Source organism: Paenibacillus apiarius, from assembly GCF_017052585.1.
Classification (GTDB): domain Bacteria; phylum Bacillota; class Bacilli; order Paenibacillales; family Paenibacillaceae; genus Paenibacillus_B; species Paenibacillus_B apiarius.
This window is the reverse complement of record NZ_JAFFHZ010000001.1, coordinates 1,888,858-1,906,359: the sequence shown is the minus strand read 5'-3', so window position 1 is coordinate 1,906,359 and position 17,502 is coordinate 1,888,858. Positions and strand designations below refer to the sequence as shown.

The following is a 17,502-nucleotide window of genomic DNA, read 5'->3' as shown; positions in this document are numbered from 1 at the left end:
CGTGATTCGCACAGAAGAATTGCTTTTGAACGTCGGACCGCAGCACCCGAGCACGCATGGAGTATTCCGCATCGTCGTCAAGCTGGACGGCGAGGTTATCACAGAGGCCACTCCGGTAATGGGCTATTTGCACCGGGGAACGGAGAAGCTTGCCGAGAGCCTGAATTATACGCAAATTATTCCTTACACGGACCGAATGGACTATGTGTCCGCCATGACCAACAACTATGTGCTCGTGCATGCGGTTGAGAAAATGATGAGCATTGAAATTCCAGAGCGCGCTGAATTCCTGCGCCTTATCGTGATGGAACTGCAACGAGTTGCAAGCCATCTCGTATGGTGGGGGACGTATTTGCTCGATATTGGGGCGATGAGTCCCTTTCTGTATGCGTTCCGTGACCGGGAAATTATTATCGATTTATTTAACGAGCTGTGCGGAGCGCGTCTCACCTACAATTACATGCGGGTCGGAGGCGTCAAATGGGATGCCCCTCCAGGATGGATTGACAAGGTGCGCGAATTCCTCCCTTATATGAAGAAGCGGTTGAAAGAGTACAACAAGCTTGTCAGCGGCAATGAAATTTTTCTTGCCCGGATTAAAGGGGTAGGCGCTTATGATGCCGAGACAGCCATCGCTTATGGCCTCAGCGGGGCGAATCTGCGCTGTACGGGCGTTAACTGGGACTTGCGCAAGAATGAGCCATACAGCTTGTATGACCGCTTTGAATTCGATGTTCCGCTCGGCGTGAACGGAGACTGCTATGATCGTTATCTAATCCGTATGGAGGAGTTGCGGCAGAGCCTGCGTATTTTGGAGCAAGCCGTGGAGCAATTCCCGAGCGGGGGAGAGACGATGGGCAAAGTGCCGCGCGTCATCCGGCCGCCTGCCGGTGAAATGTACGCCCGAATCGAATCTCCGCGCGGCGAGATCGGATGCTATATTATTTCTAAAGGGAAAGCGGAGCCGTATCGTTTGAAGTTTCGCCGTCCGTCTTTTGTTAATTTGCAAATTTTTCCGAAGCTGCTAGTCGGTGAGACGATGACGAACCTCATTACCATTTTGGGCGGGGTCGATATCGTCGTTGGGGAGGTGGATTGCTAATGGACGAACTGCTGAAACAGACACTTACGTGGCAAAACGGATTTATTTTTCTCGGATGGGGAGTCGTGTTTCTCTTCGTCGTTCTTGGCTTCGTCACCTATGCAATTTACTTCGAACGCAAAGTTATCGGCTGGATGCAGCTTCGTCACGGACCTTCGCGCGTCGGGCCGCTTGGCTTGCTGCAGACGGTCGCCGATATTTTCAAGCTTCTGATTAAAGAAGACACTATTCCTCGCAAAGCAGATAAAGCGCTGTTCATCTTGGCTCCAGTCATCGCTTACGTTCCGTCGTTTGCCGTGCTAGCGACACTCCCATATGCTGCGAACCTGGGGTTTGCCGATTTAAACGTGGGACTGTTGTATTATGCGGCATTGTCCAGCATTTCAACTATTGGTATCATTTTAGGTGGTTGGGCTTCGAACAACAAATATTCACTATTGGGAGGAATGCGCTCTGCGGCGCAGATGGTAAGTTACGAAATTCCGCTTGTCATTTCCGTTGTCGGCGTAATCATGTTGAACGGATCGCTCAGCTTGCGTACTATTGTAGAAGGGCAAGGAAACTACTTCTGGGAGTGGAACTTTCTCCCGCAAATTATCGGCTTCGTTGTCTTTATCATTGCCGGAGTGTCCGAACTGAACCGTACCCCGTTCGATTTGCCGGAAGCGGAGTCTGAGCTTGTGGCGGGCTATCACGTCGAGTACAGCGGCTTCCGCTTCGCTTTTTTCATGTTGTCGGAATATGTATATGTGTTTGCGTTGTCGGCACTTACGACCGTATTGTTCCTTGGCGGCTGGCATCCACCGTTTCCGTTTCTCGATTTCATCCCGGGGCTGTTGTGGTTCGTGCTAAAATTCTCGTTCTGCGTCTTCTTCCTCTTCTGGTTGCGTGCGACGATGCCGCGTATTCGCGTGGATCAATTGATGAGCTTCGGGTGGAAGGTGCTGCTGCCGCTTGCCCTAATCAACGTCTTCTTGACGGCGGTATACATCGAAATTTTCAACAAATAGTTCATGTTCAAAAGATCTCCTTTGAACAACCTCAAAAAGGCTAGGGGTGAAATCCGTGAAGGGATTGATAAAAGGTCTTGGCGTCACCTGGAAGGCGATGACATCAAAAAAAGTCACCTATAAGTACCCGGATGTGCCTCTGCAAATGCCCGACCGGTTTCGCGGGATTCAACATTTCGACCCGGACAAGTGCATCGTGTGCAATCTTTGTGCAAAAATCTGTCCCACCGATTGCATTACGCTGACGGGCAAGCCGAATCCCGATCCGGAGAAAAAAGGAAAAGTGATCGATACGTACGATATCAATTTTGAAATTTGCATTCTGTGCGATCTGTGCACGGAAGTATGTCCAACAGAGGCGATTGTCATGACGAACAATTTTGAGCTTGCGACCTACAGCCGGGATGATCTGTTCAAAGATATGGAATGGCTTAACGACAATAACGAACTGATCAGGCAAGAAAACAATTCCGCCATGCCAAAAGGGGGCGCGAAGAAAAATGTTTGATTTCTCCATTGAATGGACGGGGGAAACGGTCGCCTTCTTCGTGCTATCCATTTGCATCATTTCAGGCGCCGTCTTAATGCTGAACTTTACCAAAGTAGTGCACATGGTCGCCTCACTGGCATTTGCTTTTCTCGGGCTGGCCGGCATGTATGTGCTGCTTGAAGCGGAGTTCGTAGCCTTCGTGCAAGTGCTTGTGTACACGGGGGCGATCTCCATCTTAATGATATTCGGTATCATGATGACCCGGCATGACAAGCAGGATGAACAGCTCGTGCGGCCGTGGAGGGAAGGGCTGGCCGCAATTGGCTGTCTAGCTCTGTTCGGAGTTCTCTTTTTCTCCATACGAAGCGCCGAATTTCCGGTACACGACAAGGTGTCGCTTGCAGAGGACAATACGCTGAATCTTGGTAAGCAGATATTTACGGAGCATGTCATTCCGTTCGAGCTGCTGTCCGTTCTGCTCACGGTGGCCTTCATTGGGGCTATCGTCATTGCGAAAAAGGAGGCGGACTAGGATGAGCACGATGCTGGCTTCTTACTTGACTCTCGCCGCTATCTTATTCTGTATCGGCCTGTTCGGAGTGTTGACGAAACGCAACGCCGTGATTGTGCTATTGTCGATCGAGCTAATGCTGAATGCAGCCAATTTGAATTTGATCGCATTTTCCAAATACGGTGTAGTGCCAAGCTTAAAGGGGCAAATTTTCTCGCTCTTTACGATTGCCATCGCGGCTGCGGAAGCGGCCATCGGCATTGCCATTCTGATCGCGTTGTACCGGAACCGAGGGACGGCCAACGTGGACGAATTTGACGACTTGAAGAGATAATCGGTTGGGAGGATACGACAATGGAATCCGTCTTTTCGCAATACGCTTGGGCCATTCCGGTCATTCCGCTGCTCGCGTTCCTCGTGCTGACGGCATTCGGCCGCCAGATGAAAGGCGTGGCCGTTGCGATCGGCGTCTTCAGCTCGTTCGCCGCGTTTGCACTTTCCGTCCTTGTGTTATGGGAACGGGTACAGGGATCGCCGGATGATTATACCCGGAGCTTCGAATGGTTGGGCTTTGGTGATATCCGTCTGGAATTCGGATTTGACGTGACGAATTTGAACGCGCTGATGCTTGTTATCGTCACGCTTGTGAGCACGCTAGTTAATATTTATTCCAAAGGGTATATGCAAGGGGACGAACGGCTAACGGTGTTCTACGCCTATATCGCCTTGTTTACCTGCTCGATGCTCGGACTCGTGCTGTCGCCGAATATGCTGCAGCTATACATATTTTGGGAGCTGGTCGGCGTATGCTCATTTCTGCTCGTCGGCTTCTGGTATGAACGGCCGGCGGCGCGTGCGGCGGCTAAAAAAGCTTTTATCGTGACCCGCATCGGCGATGTGGGGCTATTGATTGCCATCTTGCTTCTCTTCTGGCACATGCCGAATCACGCGCTCGACTTCTCGATGATCAGCAACGTATTCGCCAGTGTCGATTCGCTTGCGCAGCATGGAATTTCAGCAGGCATCGCCACTTGGATTGCTTCGCTTATCTTCGTCGGAGCAGTAGGGAAATCAGGTCAATTCCCGCTGCATACATGGCTGCCGGATGCGATGGAAGGTCCGACGCCGATTTCGGCATTGATACATGCCGCAACGATGGTTGCCGCCGGCGTATACCTTGTGGCGCGCACCTTCGATATTTTCCATGTCTCGCCGACGGCGATGACGATTGTCGCGAGCATGGGCGGTTTCACCGCCATCTTTGCGGCTACGATCGCTATCGCGCAGCGCGACATGAAGCGCATTCTGGCATTCTCGACCGTCAGCCAGCTCGGCTATATGATGCTGGCGCTCGGACTTGGCGCAGTGACTGCCGGGGTATTCCACCTGTTCACGCATGCTTTCTTTAAAGCATTGCTATTCCTTGGCGCAGGCAGTGTCATTCATGCGGTACATACACAGGATATATTCCAAATGGGCGGGCTCGGCCGCCGGATGAAAATTACGACGTGGACGTTTGCCATCGGAGCTTTGGCGTTATCGGGCATACCGCCGCTGTCCGGCTTCTGGTCCAAAGACTCTATCTTGTCGGCAGCGTGGGAGCAAAATAAGCTGTTGTTCGCCGTCGGTGCGGTCGCGGCATTTTTTACCGCATTTTATATGGCGCGGCTGTTCTTCCTAGTCTTTACTGGCCAGCCGTCGAATGAAGCGGATGCGTCCAAGGCGCATGAGTCGCCTTTGTCCATGACGGTACCGCTTATCATTTTAAGCGTGTTGGCGGTGGTTTCCGGATTTGTGTATACGCCTTGGACCGGTTCCTTCGGAACTTGGTTGACGGGGGAGGAAGCAGGGGAACATGCCAACGTTATCGTAATGATTATCTCCGTTCTGGTCGGCGTGCTTGGCATCGGTATCGGATATATGATGTACGGTCCTGGGCGCAGCCGGCGCGGCGAACCTCAAGAATCGGCAGGTCCGGTCTATCGTCTGCTTGCCAATAAATATTATATGGATGAGCTATATCAATTTGTGTTTGTCCGTTCCTTGCAGGGTATTGGCCAAGTGTTGAAGGCTATCGACAAGTGGGTCATCGATGGTCTTGTCCGTCTGGCGGCCGGAATTATGGTAGGCATCGGCAAGACGTCAACCCGCCTGCAGAACGGTCAGATGCAAACATACGGTTTGGTCTCGCTGTTCGGATTTGTAGGTTTGGTCGTGCTTGTATTGGCCCTCGGAAGGAGGTTCTGGTAAATGTGGAGTGAACTTTCATCTTTGCCGATATTGACGCTGCTGACCTTCTCTCCGTTGCTCGGGGTTCTTATTTTATTGCTTGTTCCAAAAGGGCGCACACGAGCCATCCAAATCGTCGGCATTGGAACGACATTCTTGCCGCTGCTCATTGCGCTCGTTATTTATGGCGGTTATGACATGTTGGAACAGGGAAAGGCGCTTACGGAGCAGACATCATGGATTTCAATACCGCTTAACATTGAATTAATGAGAGGTATTCAATCTTGGACATTTGATATACAGTACCATTTATCGATTGACGGCTTGTCGCTGCCGCTCGTGGTGATGACCACCATCGTGGCATCAATGGCAGCCTTTGCCTCGCTTTACTTGAAGAAGCGTTGGAAAACGTATTTCATTCTGTTTCTCCTGCTTGAGGTGGGAATGCTCGGCGTATTTATGGCACGGGATTTGTTCTTGTTTTTTATGTTCTTCGAATGGACGCTCGTTCCGACGTATTTCCTTATCGGCATATGGGGATTTATGCACCGCGAGAAAGCGGCCAACCGCTTCCTCGTCTATAACGGTCTTGGTTCTGCGCTCTTGTTGGTTGCCTTTGTCATCTTGACGGCAACTGCGGGCTTTGGTCCGAATCCGGCAGTGGACGACGGCAGTCAATATATTTATAGCGGCAACCTGAATGTCATTATGCAGAACCTTGGCAATCCAGAAGCATTCGTGAACATGGCGGCCGAGGGCAACACGTTTTACCTTACAGAGGGGATGCGGACGTTAGTATTCGTTCTGCTGCTCATCGCGTTCGGCATCAAGCTGCCGCTCTTTCCGTTTCATACGTGGATGCTGCGCGTTCACGCTGAGGCGACTGCACCGGTCGTTATGCTGCACTCCGGTGTGCTTTTGAAGATGGGCGCCTATGGTCTGATTCAGTTCGGTACGGCGCTTCTGCCGCAGGAAACGGCGTCATGGGCCACCGTCATTGCTATCCTTGGCGTTATTAATATCCTGTATGGTGCTATACTGGCCTTCGTGCAAAAAGAATTCCGGCTTGTGCTAGCCTATTCCAGCATCAGCCATATGGGCTTCGTGCTGCTCGGCATCGCGGCGATGAACGATATCGGCCTGCAGGGAGCCGTCGTGCAGATGGTGTCGCATGGGTTTATCTCGGCGCTGTTCTTCCTGCTGGTAGGCAGCCTCTTGCAACGGACGGGTACGACCCGCATCGACGAATTGGGCGGCTTGGCGAAGAGCATGCCGTTCATCTCAGGCATTTTGCTGCTTGCGGGGCTCGCATCGCTCGGTCTGCCGGGCCTATCGGGCTTCGTGGCCGAACTTCTCTCGTTGCTTGGATTGTTCGGTACGATGAAGTGGGCCGCCGTGCTCGGCGCTATAGGCATTATTCTAAGCGCAGTCTACGTTCTGCGCGGGGTGCTCGCCATCTCATACGGTCCGTTGAACGAACGGCACGCGGGCTTAAAGGACGCCAGACTCGTGGAAGCAATGCCGATTATGGTATTAACCGCGTGTATTGTCTTAATCGGTCTGTTCCCGTATTTCGTTACGGCTCCGATTGAGACCGGCGTGGAACACATGATTGAATTATTCAAGGTGAGGGGGTAGGCCCATGGATGCGCCAACTGTTCAACTGTTGCAAATGGGCGATCTCGCATTGCTGGCACCCGAGCTTACGCTCGTCATTGCAGCCATACTCATCACGCTCATCGATCTGGTGCTCCCCCGCCGCGTAAATCGAGATTTAATCGGGGGACTGTCATTTATCGGCGTGCTCGTTTCGCTTGGGTTCGTCTTGTGGAAGCTGTATGAGCGTATTCAGCATACCGAAGCGGTGCAAGCCGTTCAATTGTTGAATCACAGCTACCGTATCGATGAGTTTGCATTGCTGCTCAAAATCGTGTTTTTGACAGGAACAGCGTTCATTTTGCTGATGAGCATCGGCAATATGCGGGATGAAGAAATTCCGCACCGGGGAGAGTACTATTACTTGTTGCTGCCTGCTGCGCTCGGCGGCATGATTATGGCCTCTTCCGGAGATTTGATCACGCTCTATGTCGGATTGGAACTGCTCAGCATCACGTCCTATATTTTGGTGGCGATGAAGAAGAGCGATCGGAAGTCGACGGAAGGCGCGTTCAAGTACGCGGTCCTTGGCAGCGTGGCCTCGGCATTTATCTTATATGGCATGTCTTTCCTATATGGCATTACGGGCAGCACGCAGCTTGGAGCAATGGCACAGGGACTGGCGGGGAATTCCGCTTCCTTTGAGGCGCTCATCTATGTAAGCTTTATATTGATGCTCGTGGGCTTCGGCTTTAAAATTGCGGCAGCGCCATTTCATGCGTGGTCTCCAGACGTATATCAGGGAGCGCCGACGCCGGTTACCGCATTTCTTGCGATCGTATCCAAAGGAGCGGGCTTGGCCATTCTGTTCCGTGTATTTTACAGCTTGTTTCTTGGTCTTGGCGGGCCGGAAATGGTCATCTACCGCGATTTCTCCACCATGCTGCTGGCTGTTGCGGCGTTGTCGATGGTAATCGGTACGGCAATGGCGCTGCGGCAGGCGAACGTAAAGCGGCTGCTTGCTTTATCCGGAATAGCGAATGCTGGCTTTTTACTCGTGCCAATTGCGCTGAATCCGTTGGGAAATCATTTGCATACATCGAATTTCTCGGAGTTTATGTACTACTTGGTCGCTTACTTGTTTATGACGATAGGGGCATTCGCCGTTCATATGATTATGGAACGTTCATCCGGACACGATGAAATGAGCGGGTATGCCGGTCTGTACTATCGCTCTCCGTGGCTTGCGGTCGCTATGACAGTGTTTGTATTGTCGTTAGCCGGTATTCCGATTACCGCCGGATTCTTCGGAAAGCTCTATATTATTTTGGGCGCGGTTGCCTCAAAAGCGGTATGGATTGCGATTCTTATGATGGTGACGGGCGTCGTCTCCTTCTATTTCTACTTTGGATTTATTCGACAAATGTATATGCGCGCCGGCAACGAAGCTCAGGTCCGCGTATCACTAACGCAAGGCTTCGTCGTTGCGATATGCGTATTGGCTGTAATCTCGCTTGGCGTGTTCCCGGACATCGTGATGAAAGCTATTCAGAGGACTTTCTCGCTCGGAGCAGATTTATTAATACGGTAAACTCGTCAATTGTGTAATGATTCATTTTAACTAGACCCGAAATCACTCCATTGGAGGATTTTGGGTCTTTTTGTTACGTTGTAGGACTTATGACCTAAATTAGCGTTTTGTAACAGGAATGACCGCATCGATGGCGAACCTTAACTAAGCTATGGCCTGATTGGTCATACGCCCACGAGAAGAAGAGCAAATTAGATTAGAGGTCAGGAAGAACGGCGAATACGTGTTGTATTCTTCAAACTCAACTGGCCTTGATGTGCGAATTGGATGGGATTTATGATGAAACGATTGTCTCGTGCCGTCGTACCGACTTTGATCATTGCGCTTACCTGTCTAATGTTAAGCGAGACGATTGCCTCGGTGCCGTTGAATCAAACGTTGCAGCAAAGGTACAAGATGGAGGAAACAGAGCAGCGAGTTATAAGCAGCATGAATGTTACACAGCGCACAGCCGCTAACCCAGCTATGAATGACGGAGTTGAGGCAGGCGCGACCTCTTGGATTGTCAAATGGAAGCAGGGGAAGAAAGACGCGAAACTGCTGCAGCACAGTGAGATTTTAAACGAACAGGCCGCCGTTGATATTGCGGTTCTTAAGCCTGTAGACGAAGCCGAGACGGAACATTGGCTGCGTGATGCAAAACAATCGCCGCAGGTAGAATACATTGAGCCGAACCATGCGGTACATTCGCTAGCATCCGGGGTAAAACCGAATGATAAGCTGTATGCGCAACAGCATTATTTACGGCAAATCGGGGCGGATACGGCATGGACTCAAGCCAAGAGCAATTCATCGATCACTATAGCACTGGTAGATACGGGCATTGATTTCAATCATCCGGATCTCAAGCAAAATATCGTTAAAGGCATCAACCTGCTGGACTCAGGTTTGCCCCAGGATGACAATGGGCACGGAACCAGCGTAGCGGGCGTGGTTGGCGCCGTGGGCAACAACAACAAGGGCACCGCCGGTCTGCTCTGGTCAGCCAAGATCATGCCGATTAAAGCGCTGGATTCACGCGGTTACGGTGATGAAGACAAGCTGGGCGCAGGCATATTATATGCGGTTGACCATGGCGCGAAGATCGTGGTCATGTCAGTCGGGTTGTATCGATATTCGAAATACATGCAAGACATCGTTAACTATGCGGAGGAAAAAGGAGTTCTGCTTATTGCTGCGACCGGGAATGATGGCGGGCGGTATCAGGAGAAGGTAGCTGTCAAGTATCCAGCCGCTTATCCTACGGTCTTCGCTGTTGGCGGCAGCACACCGCAGATGAAGGTGGAGCCGAGAACGAATATCGGTCCGGAAATCGACGTAGTCGCGCCTTGGCATGTGTTCACCACCGCATTGGGCGGGGGGTACAAGTCAGAAGAAGGCACATCGATGGCAGCGCCGCAAGCGGCGGGCGTGGCTGCGCTCTTATGGAACAAGTATCCCGAGTTGAAGCCGTATCAGGTTCGTCACCATTTACGCTATACGGCGAAGGACATTGATGGGAAGGGCTGGGACCAAAAAAGCGGCTACGGCCTGCTTCGCGCCGACGCCGCATTAACCGTTCCGTTTCAAGAAGATGCGTTCGGGACGAATACGGCCCGCAACAAGGCGAGGGTATTCCCAATCGATACTTCGCTAAGCGCGGTTCTCCATGCGAAGGAAGAGCATTGGTATGTGATCGATGCGCCTTATGACGGCACGTTGAAGCTTCAATTTCAACGGATTAAAGGTGCGGGACAAGTCCACGTTATGCATTTCATAGGTGAAACAGCCTCTGGGACGAAGTTCAATGATATTAGCGGCAAACAGCCTTCTATTCCGGTGAAACGGGGGAAAAATGTACTGCGTCTGTCGTCCGATGACATCGGTGGCAATGGAGGGTTAACCTATAAACTAGCCTCTCGCTTCATCGTGTACCAAGATCCGTTCGAGCCGAATGACAAGCAATATCAGGCATATGCCATTCCGGCGCGAACGCAAGATATCGTTGGCACGTTCAGCCATGCGGGCGACACGGATTGGTACATGATTCAGTTGCCGAGCAAAGCAACGCTGCGGTTGAAGCTGAGTACGGATACGGTTCGCATCGATCCGGCGCTTGAGATTAAAGGATCGCAAATCGATACCCGCTGGATTGATGAGGAGAAGGAAGGGCAGTCCGAATTCGTCCAACTGGAAGATTTGCCGCCCGGCAAGTATTACATTCAGGTGCAAAATGCCGTAACGGCACGCCCGGAACCGGTAGCAGGCGAATATAAGCTGCATGTGGAATACATGACTCAGCTTGCCGATCCGAATGAGCCGAACGATAAGATGTATGAGGCGGTTACGATTAGTGAAGGCACCGAATACAAAGGCGTCTTTCACGACGAAGACGATGTGGATTGGTTTCAATTCATCGTCAAGCAGCCGGTCTATGCAACGTTCAGGCTGAGCCAGTTGCCTTCGAACCGCATTGTCACAATGGCGGTGATGTCGAAGGAGCAGAAGCCGCTTGGATCTGGACGCAATGCTTCGGGAGAAACCGAAGTGACGACCGGAACAAAGTTGGATCCGGGAACGTATTATATACGCCTGACGACAAACGCGAAGTTTGATACGAGGTACTATCGTCTCTCAGTAAGCACAGAGCCGCTTATCGCCGGCTTAAGGGACGTAAAGGGCCACTGGGCGGAGAATTCGATTGTTCAAGCCGTAGAGTCTGGATGGATGAACGGTTATGGCGACGCGAAATTTGAACCGCATCGGCATATTTCCAGAGCAGAGGCCGCTTCGGTTATCTCGAATGCGTTCAAGCTGAGCCGCGATATCGGGAAAGCTCCCGTGTTTACGGATGTGCCTTCCTCCCATTGGGCTCATGCCGCGGTTGCCCGGGTAGCCAAAGCAGGCATTGCCGCCGGAGTTGAGCCGAAACGCTTCGGTCCGAACCGGATGGTGAAGCGGGCGGAGATGGCCGTCATGCTTGGCAAAGCGCTTGGTCTCGCACCGGCGAAAGTAACCGAAGCGCCATTTCAGGATGTAGCCGCCACACATTGGGCAGCTCCTATGATTGCCGAAATGAAGCGTCAAGGCTTAATCAGCGGCAATGAGGGGGAAGGATTTGGACCAGAGCGCTTCGCGACTCGGGCCGAGTTCGTGGCAATGCTCGTCAACGTGCTGAACAGTGAGAAGTAAGGAGGAATTCGCGTTGGATGATTCGTTGTCTCAAGTGACTTCATCCGTAGGATGGAGCGGCATGGCGCATATGCTTATTACGCTCGTATGCATCGCTCTGTCTTGGTGGTCGCTGCAGCATCTTAAAATAGACTTGTTCATCCGTCATCCGCAAAGCCCGCAAGGAAAAATGCTGCATCTTATCCTTGCGATTATTGTGGGCCGCGCGGTTGCCCAGTTTTTTTTGGATTATTGGGGATGGACCCAATCGCTGCGTTTCTTGTTTTGAATCGATTCGGAATGGTTAAGAGGGAAAAGGACAGCGTTCCCTCAAGGAATGCTGTCAATGATACACTAAAAAAGCTACGCCCGACAGAGAGTCAGTTCCTGTCGAATAACATCGAATAAAGATGTCAACAATGGTAGATAACCCTAAGTAAAATGTGGAAGGGTATGTCGAAAAATATCGCTTGTACCTACTTGTCATACAATGGTATTATGGAGTTTGGGTGACAAAAGAGCGTGCCATTTTTTACAGATTTATGGATGATGGGGCGAAAAAAAGCGCGGAGGGAAACATGATGAGCAAATTTATCGTCCGCGGAGGCAGACGACTGACGGGCACCGTGCGCGTAAGTGGCGCAAAGAATTCTGTGCTTCCGATCATCGCTGCTTCGTTATTGGGAGAGAAGGGCAGCAGCGTCATTTACGATGCTCCTCCACTCGACGATGTCAAGACGATACACCATGTGTTGGAGAAGCTTGGAGCCAATCTTACATATTCCAATGAAACCATTCGTGTTAATTCGGAGAATCTTCATTCATTTGAAGCTCCTTACGAACTAGTACGCAAGATGCGGGCATCGTTCCTCGTCATGGGTCCCTTGCTGGCCCGAGCAGGACAGGCGCGTATTTCCTTGCCAGGCGGTTGTGCCATTGGAACCCGTCCTATCGATCAGCACCTGAAGGGCTTTGAAGCGATGGGCGCGGAAATCGGACTTGGTCAAGGGTATATTGAAGCGAAAGTAAACGGCCGACTCAAGGGCGCCAAAATTTATTTGGACGTTGCGAGTGTCGGTGCGACTGAAAATATTATGATGGCGGCGACGTTGGCCGAAGGGACAACAACGCTCGAGAATGCCGCTCGCGAACCGGAAATCGTTGACTTGGCGAACTATTTGAACAAAATGGGAGCCAAGGTGCGCGGTGCCGGAACGGGTGTCATTCGCATCGAAGGTGTAGAGCAGTTGCATGGGGCCGAGCATACGGTCATACCGGACCGCGTCGAGGCGGGAACGTATATGGTTGCCGCGGCGATGACGGGCGGCGATGTGTATGTCGAGGGTGCGATTGCGGATCATCTGGGCCCGGTTATTGCGAAAATGGAAGAAATGGGCGTAATTATCGAGCCTGATGAGAACGGCATTCGTGTTCGCACTGATAAGCCGCTCAAAGCTGTGGACGTGAAGACACTGCCGTATCCGGGCTTTCCGACGGATATGCAGTCGCAAATGATGGCGCTTCTGCTTGTAGCGGAAGGGACATCGGTCGTTACGGAGACGGTGTTTGAGAACCGCTTTATGCACGTCGATGAATTTAATTTAATGAATGCCAATATTAAAGTGGAAGGCCGTACGGCCGTAGTGACCGGCGGAGTCAAGCTGGCGGGCGCCAAGGTGTGCGCTACCGACCTGCGTGCGGGCGCTGCACTCATCTGTGCGGGCTTGGTTGCGGAAGGGACGACGGAAGTTAGCGGCGTTCATCATATCGATCGCGGATATGTGAATTTGGCAGAGAAGCTGTCTTCGCTTGGCGCGGACATCTACCGCGTGACACTGGAGGAGCAACCGGCTGAGGTGAAGGAAGAGAAGGAAGTGAAGCTCTTCAATGTCCAGCCGACTTGGGCGTAAATTCCTAGGGCGGTGGGGACGCGGCCATCATGCGAGCTTCGACAGTGAGAGCGTATGGAAGGTACAATTGAATCAGAGGGTGAGGCCGTCTCGGTAAGAGACGGCTTTATTTATTGTGTCATACGTTGCGCCGTAGTCCATTGCCGGTTCTGGCCATTAGTTACTACCCTCTACGAGAAGTAGTTATATGTAAATATTCTACATTATACCATCCGCTTGGAATAAATGGGTCTTTCTGTTCTTATGTCCAATCTCCCAACGGCTCAGTATGTTCCAGTGATCAGTGAGTAAGTGAATAGCGGGTATAGTTATTGATGGATAGACGGCAGGAAGTTTCGTGATATCGCATAAGTGAGTGAATAAATATAGCACCGAGCCCCGCCGCATTCGCAGCAGCTGTATCGATACCGTCATAACATGCAAAACAGAAACGATCCAATCTGTGTTTTATGCATCTGATAAAGATTTGCGGGGTCATTGTTGCCGATTGAGACGCGAGGGTTTACAGAGTTATTACGATCACCTTAATAAGGGAGGGCGGTTCTATGATATACCTCTGGTTGATGCTTGGGGCGGCCGCGCTTATATTGCTGCCAGCAACTATCTATTTGTATAAAAGTCGAAGCAAACGGCAGAAGGTTGTGTCGATGGCGTCTTATGCGAAAAAGAAGCCGGTGTCCAGTCAGCCATGCTCGTATTGCAAAAAGAAAGCAGAGAAGCTTACGTTTTACGCAGGCAATCACGGCTCCGTGGTGGGAGTGTGCGCCACATGCAGGAAGAAGGCGGAACGGCAAGGGTTGCTGCCTATTTGAATGAAGGGATGTCTCTTAAAAGCATGTATGCTTAGACAGGGATATCCTTTTTTGTTGCTAGGGAGCCGAAATGAGCACTGGAGATCCTGTTTGACGCATTCGTTGACTGAGTATATAAGCTAGGCCAGATGGAAGGCGTCGTTGAACTGTTTCGATAGCAGCTCTGTTTGTTTCTGCGGTTCTTTCCTCTCTTAAAATAGCATAGGTTAGAAGAAGGGAAGGTTAGCCTCGTTCATTTCGAGAGATGCTAGAGGTACAAGCATCGACAGGAACATATGAGGAACGACTAACATTGTTCTTGAGGAACGGAGAGTGTACGGGAGAGGAGAGAAAAACCTATGGCTACGCAGACGAGACTGCTAGAAGAAGGACGGCGATTGATTGGCCGACTATGGACGAGCCTGTGCGGAGGTGCTTGGGGGAACCGGCGACGCAGGCGCAGAAGGAGCCGAAGAGGCGCAGCCCGTCCCCGGCCCGCGCTGGTGCGCGCTACTGCGTGGGCCGGCGCGCTCACCGCGCTCGCCCTGCTTATGCCGCTGCTGCTGGTGGACACTCACCCACAGCAGCGGGCGGCGAGCCCAGGCAGTGAGCGCACACTGCCAGCAGCGCCGGATGTGGCGCCGCCCGAAGCCGGGGCGGCAGAGCAGGTGCGCGTGCACCTAAGCGGCACGCGCCAGGTGGAGCGCGTCGCGCTGGAGCAATACGTGCGCGGCGTCGTCGCGGCAGAGATGCCAAGCGACTTTGAGCTCGAAGCGCTCAAAGCGCAGGCGATTGCCGCCCGCACGTACATCGTGCGCCGCCTGCTGGCGCAGGACGCTAGCGGCGCACCTGAAGGGGCCGACGTCACAGATACCGTCGCCCATCAAGCCTATGTGCCGCTCGCTGAGCTGGAGCGGCGGCCGCAGGACGCGGTGGCGAAGTTGAACCGCGCCGTGAACGAAACGAAGGATATCGTGCTCACCTATAAGGGAGAACCGATTATGGCCGCTTTTTTCTCGACGAGCAATGGCTATACCGAGAACGCGGAGGATTATTGGACCAATCCCGTTCCGTATTTGAAGAGCGTGCCGAGCCCATGGGATCAATCGGTATCTCCGCGTTATAGGGAACAGGCAAAAATGAAAGTGAGCACCCTGTTGGCGAAACTTGGCCTGCAGGCCACTGCGGTGCCGGCTCTGTCCCGCGCGCTCGGCTCTGCGAACGGAATCGGTCAAGCATTCTCTGAACCTTCGCAGCTTGATAGCAAGCTGTCAGCAGTCGCTTTTGCCAAAGATATGAAAATTCTATCGCATACACCTGGCAAACGCGTAGAGCAGGTGCGGATTGGAAAGCATCGGTTTACAGGCCGCGAGATTCGGGAAAAGTTAGATTTGCGCTCCAGCGCTTTTGAATGGAAGATGGAAGGCGACAAAGTCCTCATTACGACCTTCGGATTCGGACATGGCGTCGGCATGAGCCAATACGGCGCACAGGGCATGGCGCAGGAAGGCGCATCGGCGGAGAAGATCGTAACTTACTATTATAACGGGGTTACGCTTGGCAAAGCTTCGAAGTTACTAACTTCAAATCTTAAAAATTAGCAAAACAGCACGTATAAAAGTAATAGCCCCGGTAACAATGGTTACTGAGGTGATCACAAATGAGTGAACAAAACCAAAACTCAAAAAACAAATCTACAACAAGTTCATCGGCAACGAGTGCAACGAATACGCCTGAAGCTTCTAAATCGATGCAAGGAGCTCAAGCGGTTCAAACATCCGCGTGGAGAAAGCTGTTGTCGAAGAAATGGGTCTTCCCCGCTTTGTACATGGCCGCAGCAGCAATCATCCTAACGTTAGTGTGGGTCTATCAAGACATGAACCAGCAGCCACTAGACCCAAATAAGGATGCGACGCAGGTAGAACAACCAGTAGATTCCGGCACATTGGCGGAAGGCAAGACGAATGACGAGGCGGTTGAAGTGGTCGCATCCAACGAAACGTTGGGTTGGCCGGTGGCGGATGCGCAGGATGTAGATGTCGTTATGTCCTTCTATGATGACCAAGCTTCCAAAGAGGAGCAAGCGGCTGCGATGGTAGAATACAAGCAGACGTTTACGCCGAACGTAGGTATCGATTTGGCCCGCAAAGATCAGAAAGGGTTTGATGTCCTGGCAGCGATGAGCGGCAAAGTGATCCGCGCCGAACAAAACCCGATGACAGGCTTTGTGGTGGAGATTGACCATGGCAACGGCTTGAAGACCGTGTACCAAAGCTTGGCAGACATGAAAGTCAAGAAGGGCGACACCGTGAAAAAAGGCGATGCGCTTGCTGCAGCCGGACGCAACGAGCTGGAGAAGGACTTGGGCGTTCACGTGCATTTCGAAGTGTATGATGACAACAAGCCGGTCAATCCGTCGACGCTGTTGGCCAAAAATTAATAACACCGATGCGTTGGAATAATGATTCCAGATGCAGTGGAAAAGCGGGGGCGCGAGCTTGCCGCTTTTTCTTTTCTTGAAGAGCATCACCTCAAAGGGGAAGGTTGGACATCCTGTCTTAAATTTTTTTCAGGTTGATTATTTTATCGCCGATGCTCGCTTCAAGATTGCCCCACTTCGAAAGGCATAGCTTCATTTTTTCCCAATCCGGCAAGCTTTTTTGGGACAGACAAGCATTAGCCTCCTCCTGCTCCTCCTCCTTTTTGTCCACAGAACCTTGGCAAATTTATTGGTTAAGCCAAGCTTGTCAGGCTTCGCAACAACGCATAAGTGTCCGCACCCCTCATATAATGTACCAATTAAACCGAGTAGGGGAGGCGGGAACGTGCACGATTACATCAAAGAACGGACCATCAAAATAGGTCGCTGCATCGTCGAGACCAAGCATACGGTTCGCACCATCGCCAAAGAATTCGGCGTGTCCAAAAGCACGGTACACAAAGATTTGACCGAACGGCTGCCCGAAATTAACCCTGATTTGGCGGACCAGGTGAAGCACATTCTCGAATACCACAAGTCCGTACGGCATCTTAGGGGAGGGGAAGCGACCAAAATCAAATACAAGAAATCCAGTTCGAAAAAACGTGAGGTGATGACCGCAGGAAAGTCCTAGGCAACCTTT

The 17,502-nt window shown here is 51.8% G+C and carries 15 protein-coding genes; all 15 read left to right on the top strand.

Annotated elements, in window-relative coordinates; translation table 11 throughout:
- Nucleotide 1 precedes the first annotated feature (1 nt).
- Entirely contained in the window at nt 2-1,102 is a 1,101-nt protein-coding gene (locus JSQ80_RS08760) for an NADH-quinone oxidoreductase subunit D (RefSeq protein ID WP_087433963.1), read from the top strand.
- Nucleotides 1,102-2,112, top strand: coding sequence for an NADH-quinone oxidoreductase subunit NuoH (gene nuoH, locus JSQ80_RS08755; RefSeq protein WP_087433964.1), 1,011 nt, complete (start codon nt 1,102-1,104; stop codon nt 2,110-2,112). Before JSQ80_RS08760 ends, nuoH begins: the two co-directional genes overlap by 1 nt.
- A 55-nt stretch (nt 2,113-2,167) precedes the next feature.
- Nucleotides 2,168-2,620: an NADH-quinone oxidoreductase subunit NuoI gene (nuoI, locus tag JSQ80_RS08750; RefSeq protein WP_087433965.1), complete on the top strand. Its 453-nt coding sequence runs from the start codon at nt 2,168-2,170 to the stop codon at nt 2,618-2,620.
- On the top strand, nt 2,613-3,134 hold the full coding sequence (locus tag JSQ80_RS08745; RefSeq protein ID WP_087433966.1) for an NADH-quinone oxidoreductase subunit J: 522 nt from the start codon (nt 2,613-2,615) through the stop codon (nt 3,132-3,134). Before nuoI ends, JSQ80_RS08745 begins: the two co-directional genes overlap by 8 nt.
- A 1-nt stretch (nt 3,135) precedes the next feature.
- Entirely contained in the window at nt 3,136-3,447 is a 312-nt protein-coding gene (gene nuoK / locus JSQ80_RS08740; protein ID WP_019424674.1) for an NADH-quinone oxidoreductase subunit NuoK, read from the top strand.
- A gap of 20 nt (nt 3,448-3,467) precedes the next feature.
- Nucleotides 3,468-5,363, top strand: a complete 1,896-nt coding sequence (gene nuoL, locus JSQ80_RS08735) for an NADH-quinone oxidoreductase subunit L (protein WP_206095036.1) — start codon at nt 3,468-3,470, stop codon at nt 5,361-5,363.
- Nucleotides 5,364-6,980: a complex I subunit 4 family protein gene (locus JSQ80_RS08730; protein WP_206095035.1), complete on the top strand. Its 1,617-nt coding sequence runs from the start codon at nt 5,364-5,366 to the stop codon at nt 6,978-6,980. It abuts the gene before it with no gap.
- Nucleotides 6,981-6,984: 4 nt separating this feature from the next.
- Entirely contained in the window at nt 6,985-8,529 is a 1,545-nt protein-coding gene (locus JSQ80_RS08725; protein WP_206095034.1) for an NADH-quinone oxidoreductase subunit N, read from the top strand.
- A 276-nt stretch (nt 8,530-8,805) separates the two neighbouring features.
- Nucleotides 8,806-11,700 carry a S8 family serine peptidase gene (locus JSQ80_RS08720; protein ID WP_206095033.1) on the top strand — a complete coding sequence of 965 codons (2,895 nt, stop codon included), beginning with the start codon at nt 8,806-8,808 and terminating at the stop codon, nt 11,698-11,700.
- Nucleotides 11,701-11,713: 13 nt separating this feature from the next.
- Entirely contained in the window at nt 11,714-11,968 is a 255-nt protein-coding gene (locus JSQ80_RS08715; RefSeq protein WP_087433971.1) for a DUF1146 family protein, read from the top strand.
- A gap of 292 nt (nt 11,969-12,260) precedes the next feature.
- The gene (gene murA, locus JSQ80_RS08710; protein WP_176392850.1) at nt 12,261-13,589 is read left to right on the top strand and encodes a UDP-N-acetylglucosamine 1-carboxyvinyltransferase; all 1,329 of its coding nucleotides are present in this window, start codon (nt 12,261-12,263) and stop codon (nt 13,587-13,589) included.
- Between the two features lie 545 nt (nt 13,590-14,134).
- Nucleotides 14,135-14,401 (top strand): hypothetical protein, encoded by a 267-nt coding sequence (locus tag JSQ80_RS08705; RefSeq protein WP_087433972.1) that lies wholly within the window; start codon nt 14,135-14,137, stop codon nt 14,399-14,401.
- 338 nt (nt 14,402-14,739) lie between these two features.
- Entirely contained in the window at nt 14,740-15,981 is a 1,242-nt protein-coding gene (spoIID, locus tag JSQ80_RS08700) for a stage II sporulation protein D (RefSeq protein ID WP_206095032.1), read from the top strand.
- Between the two features lie 59 nt (nt 15,982-16,040).
- On the top strand, nt 16,041-16,820 hold the full coding sequence (locus JSQ80_RS08695) for a peptidoglycan DD-metalloendopeptidase family protein (RefSeq protein ID WP_411829071.1): 780 nt from the start codon (nt 16,041-16,043) through the stop codon (nt 16,818-16,820).
- A 385-nt stretch (nt 16,821-17,205) separates the two neighbouring features.
- Entirely contained in the window at nt 17,206-17,493 is a 288-nt protein-coding gene (spoIIID, locus tag JSQ80_RS08690) for a sporulation transcriptional regulator SpoIIID (RefSeq protein ID WP_006674820.1), read from the top strand.
- Nucleotides 17,494-17,502: the final 9 nt, after the last annotated feature.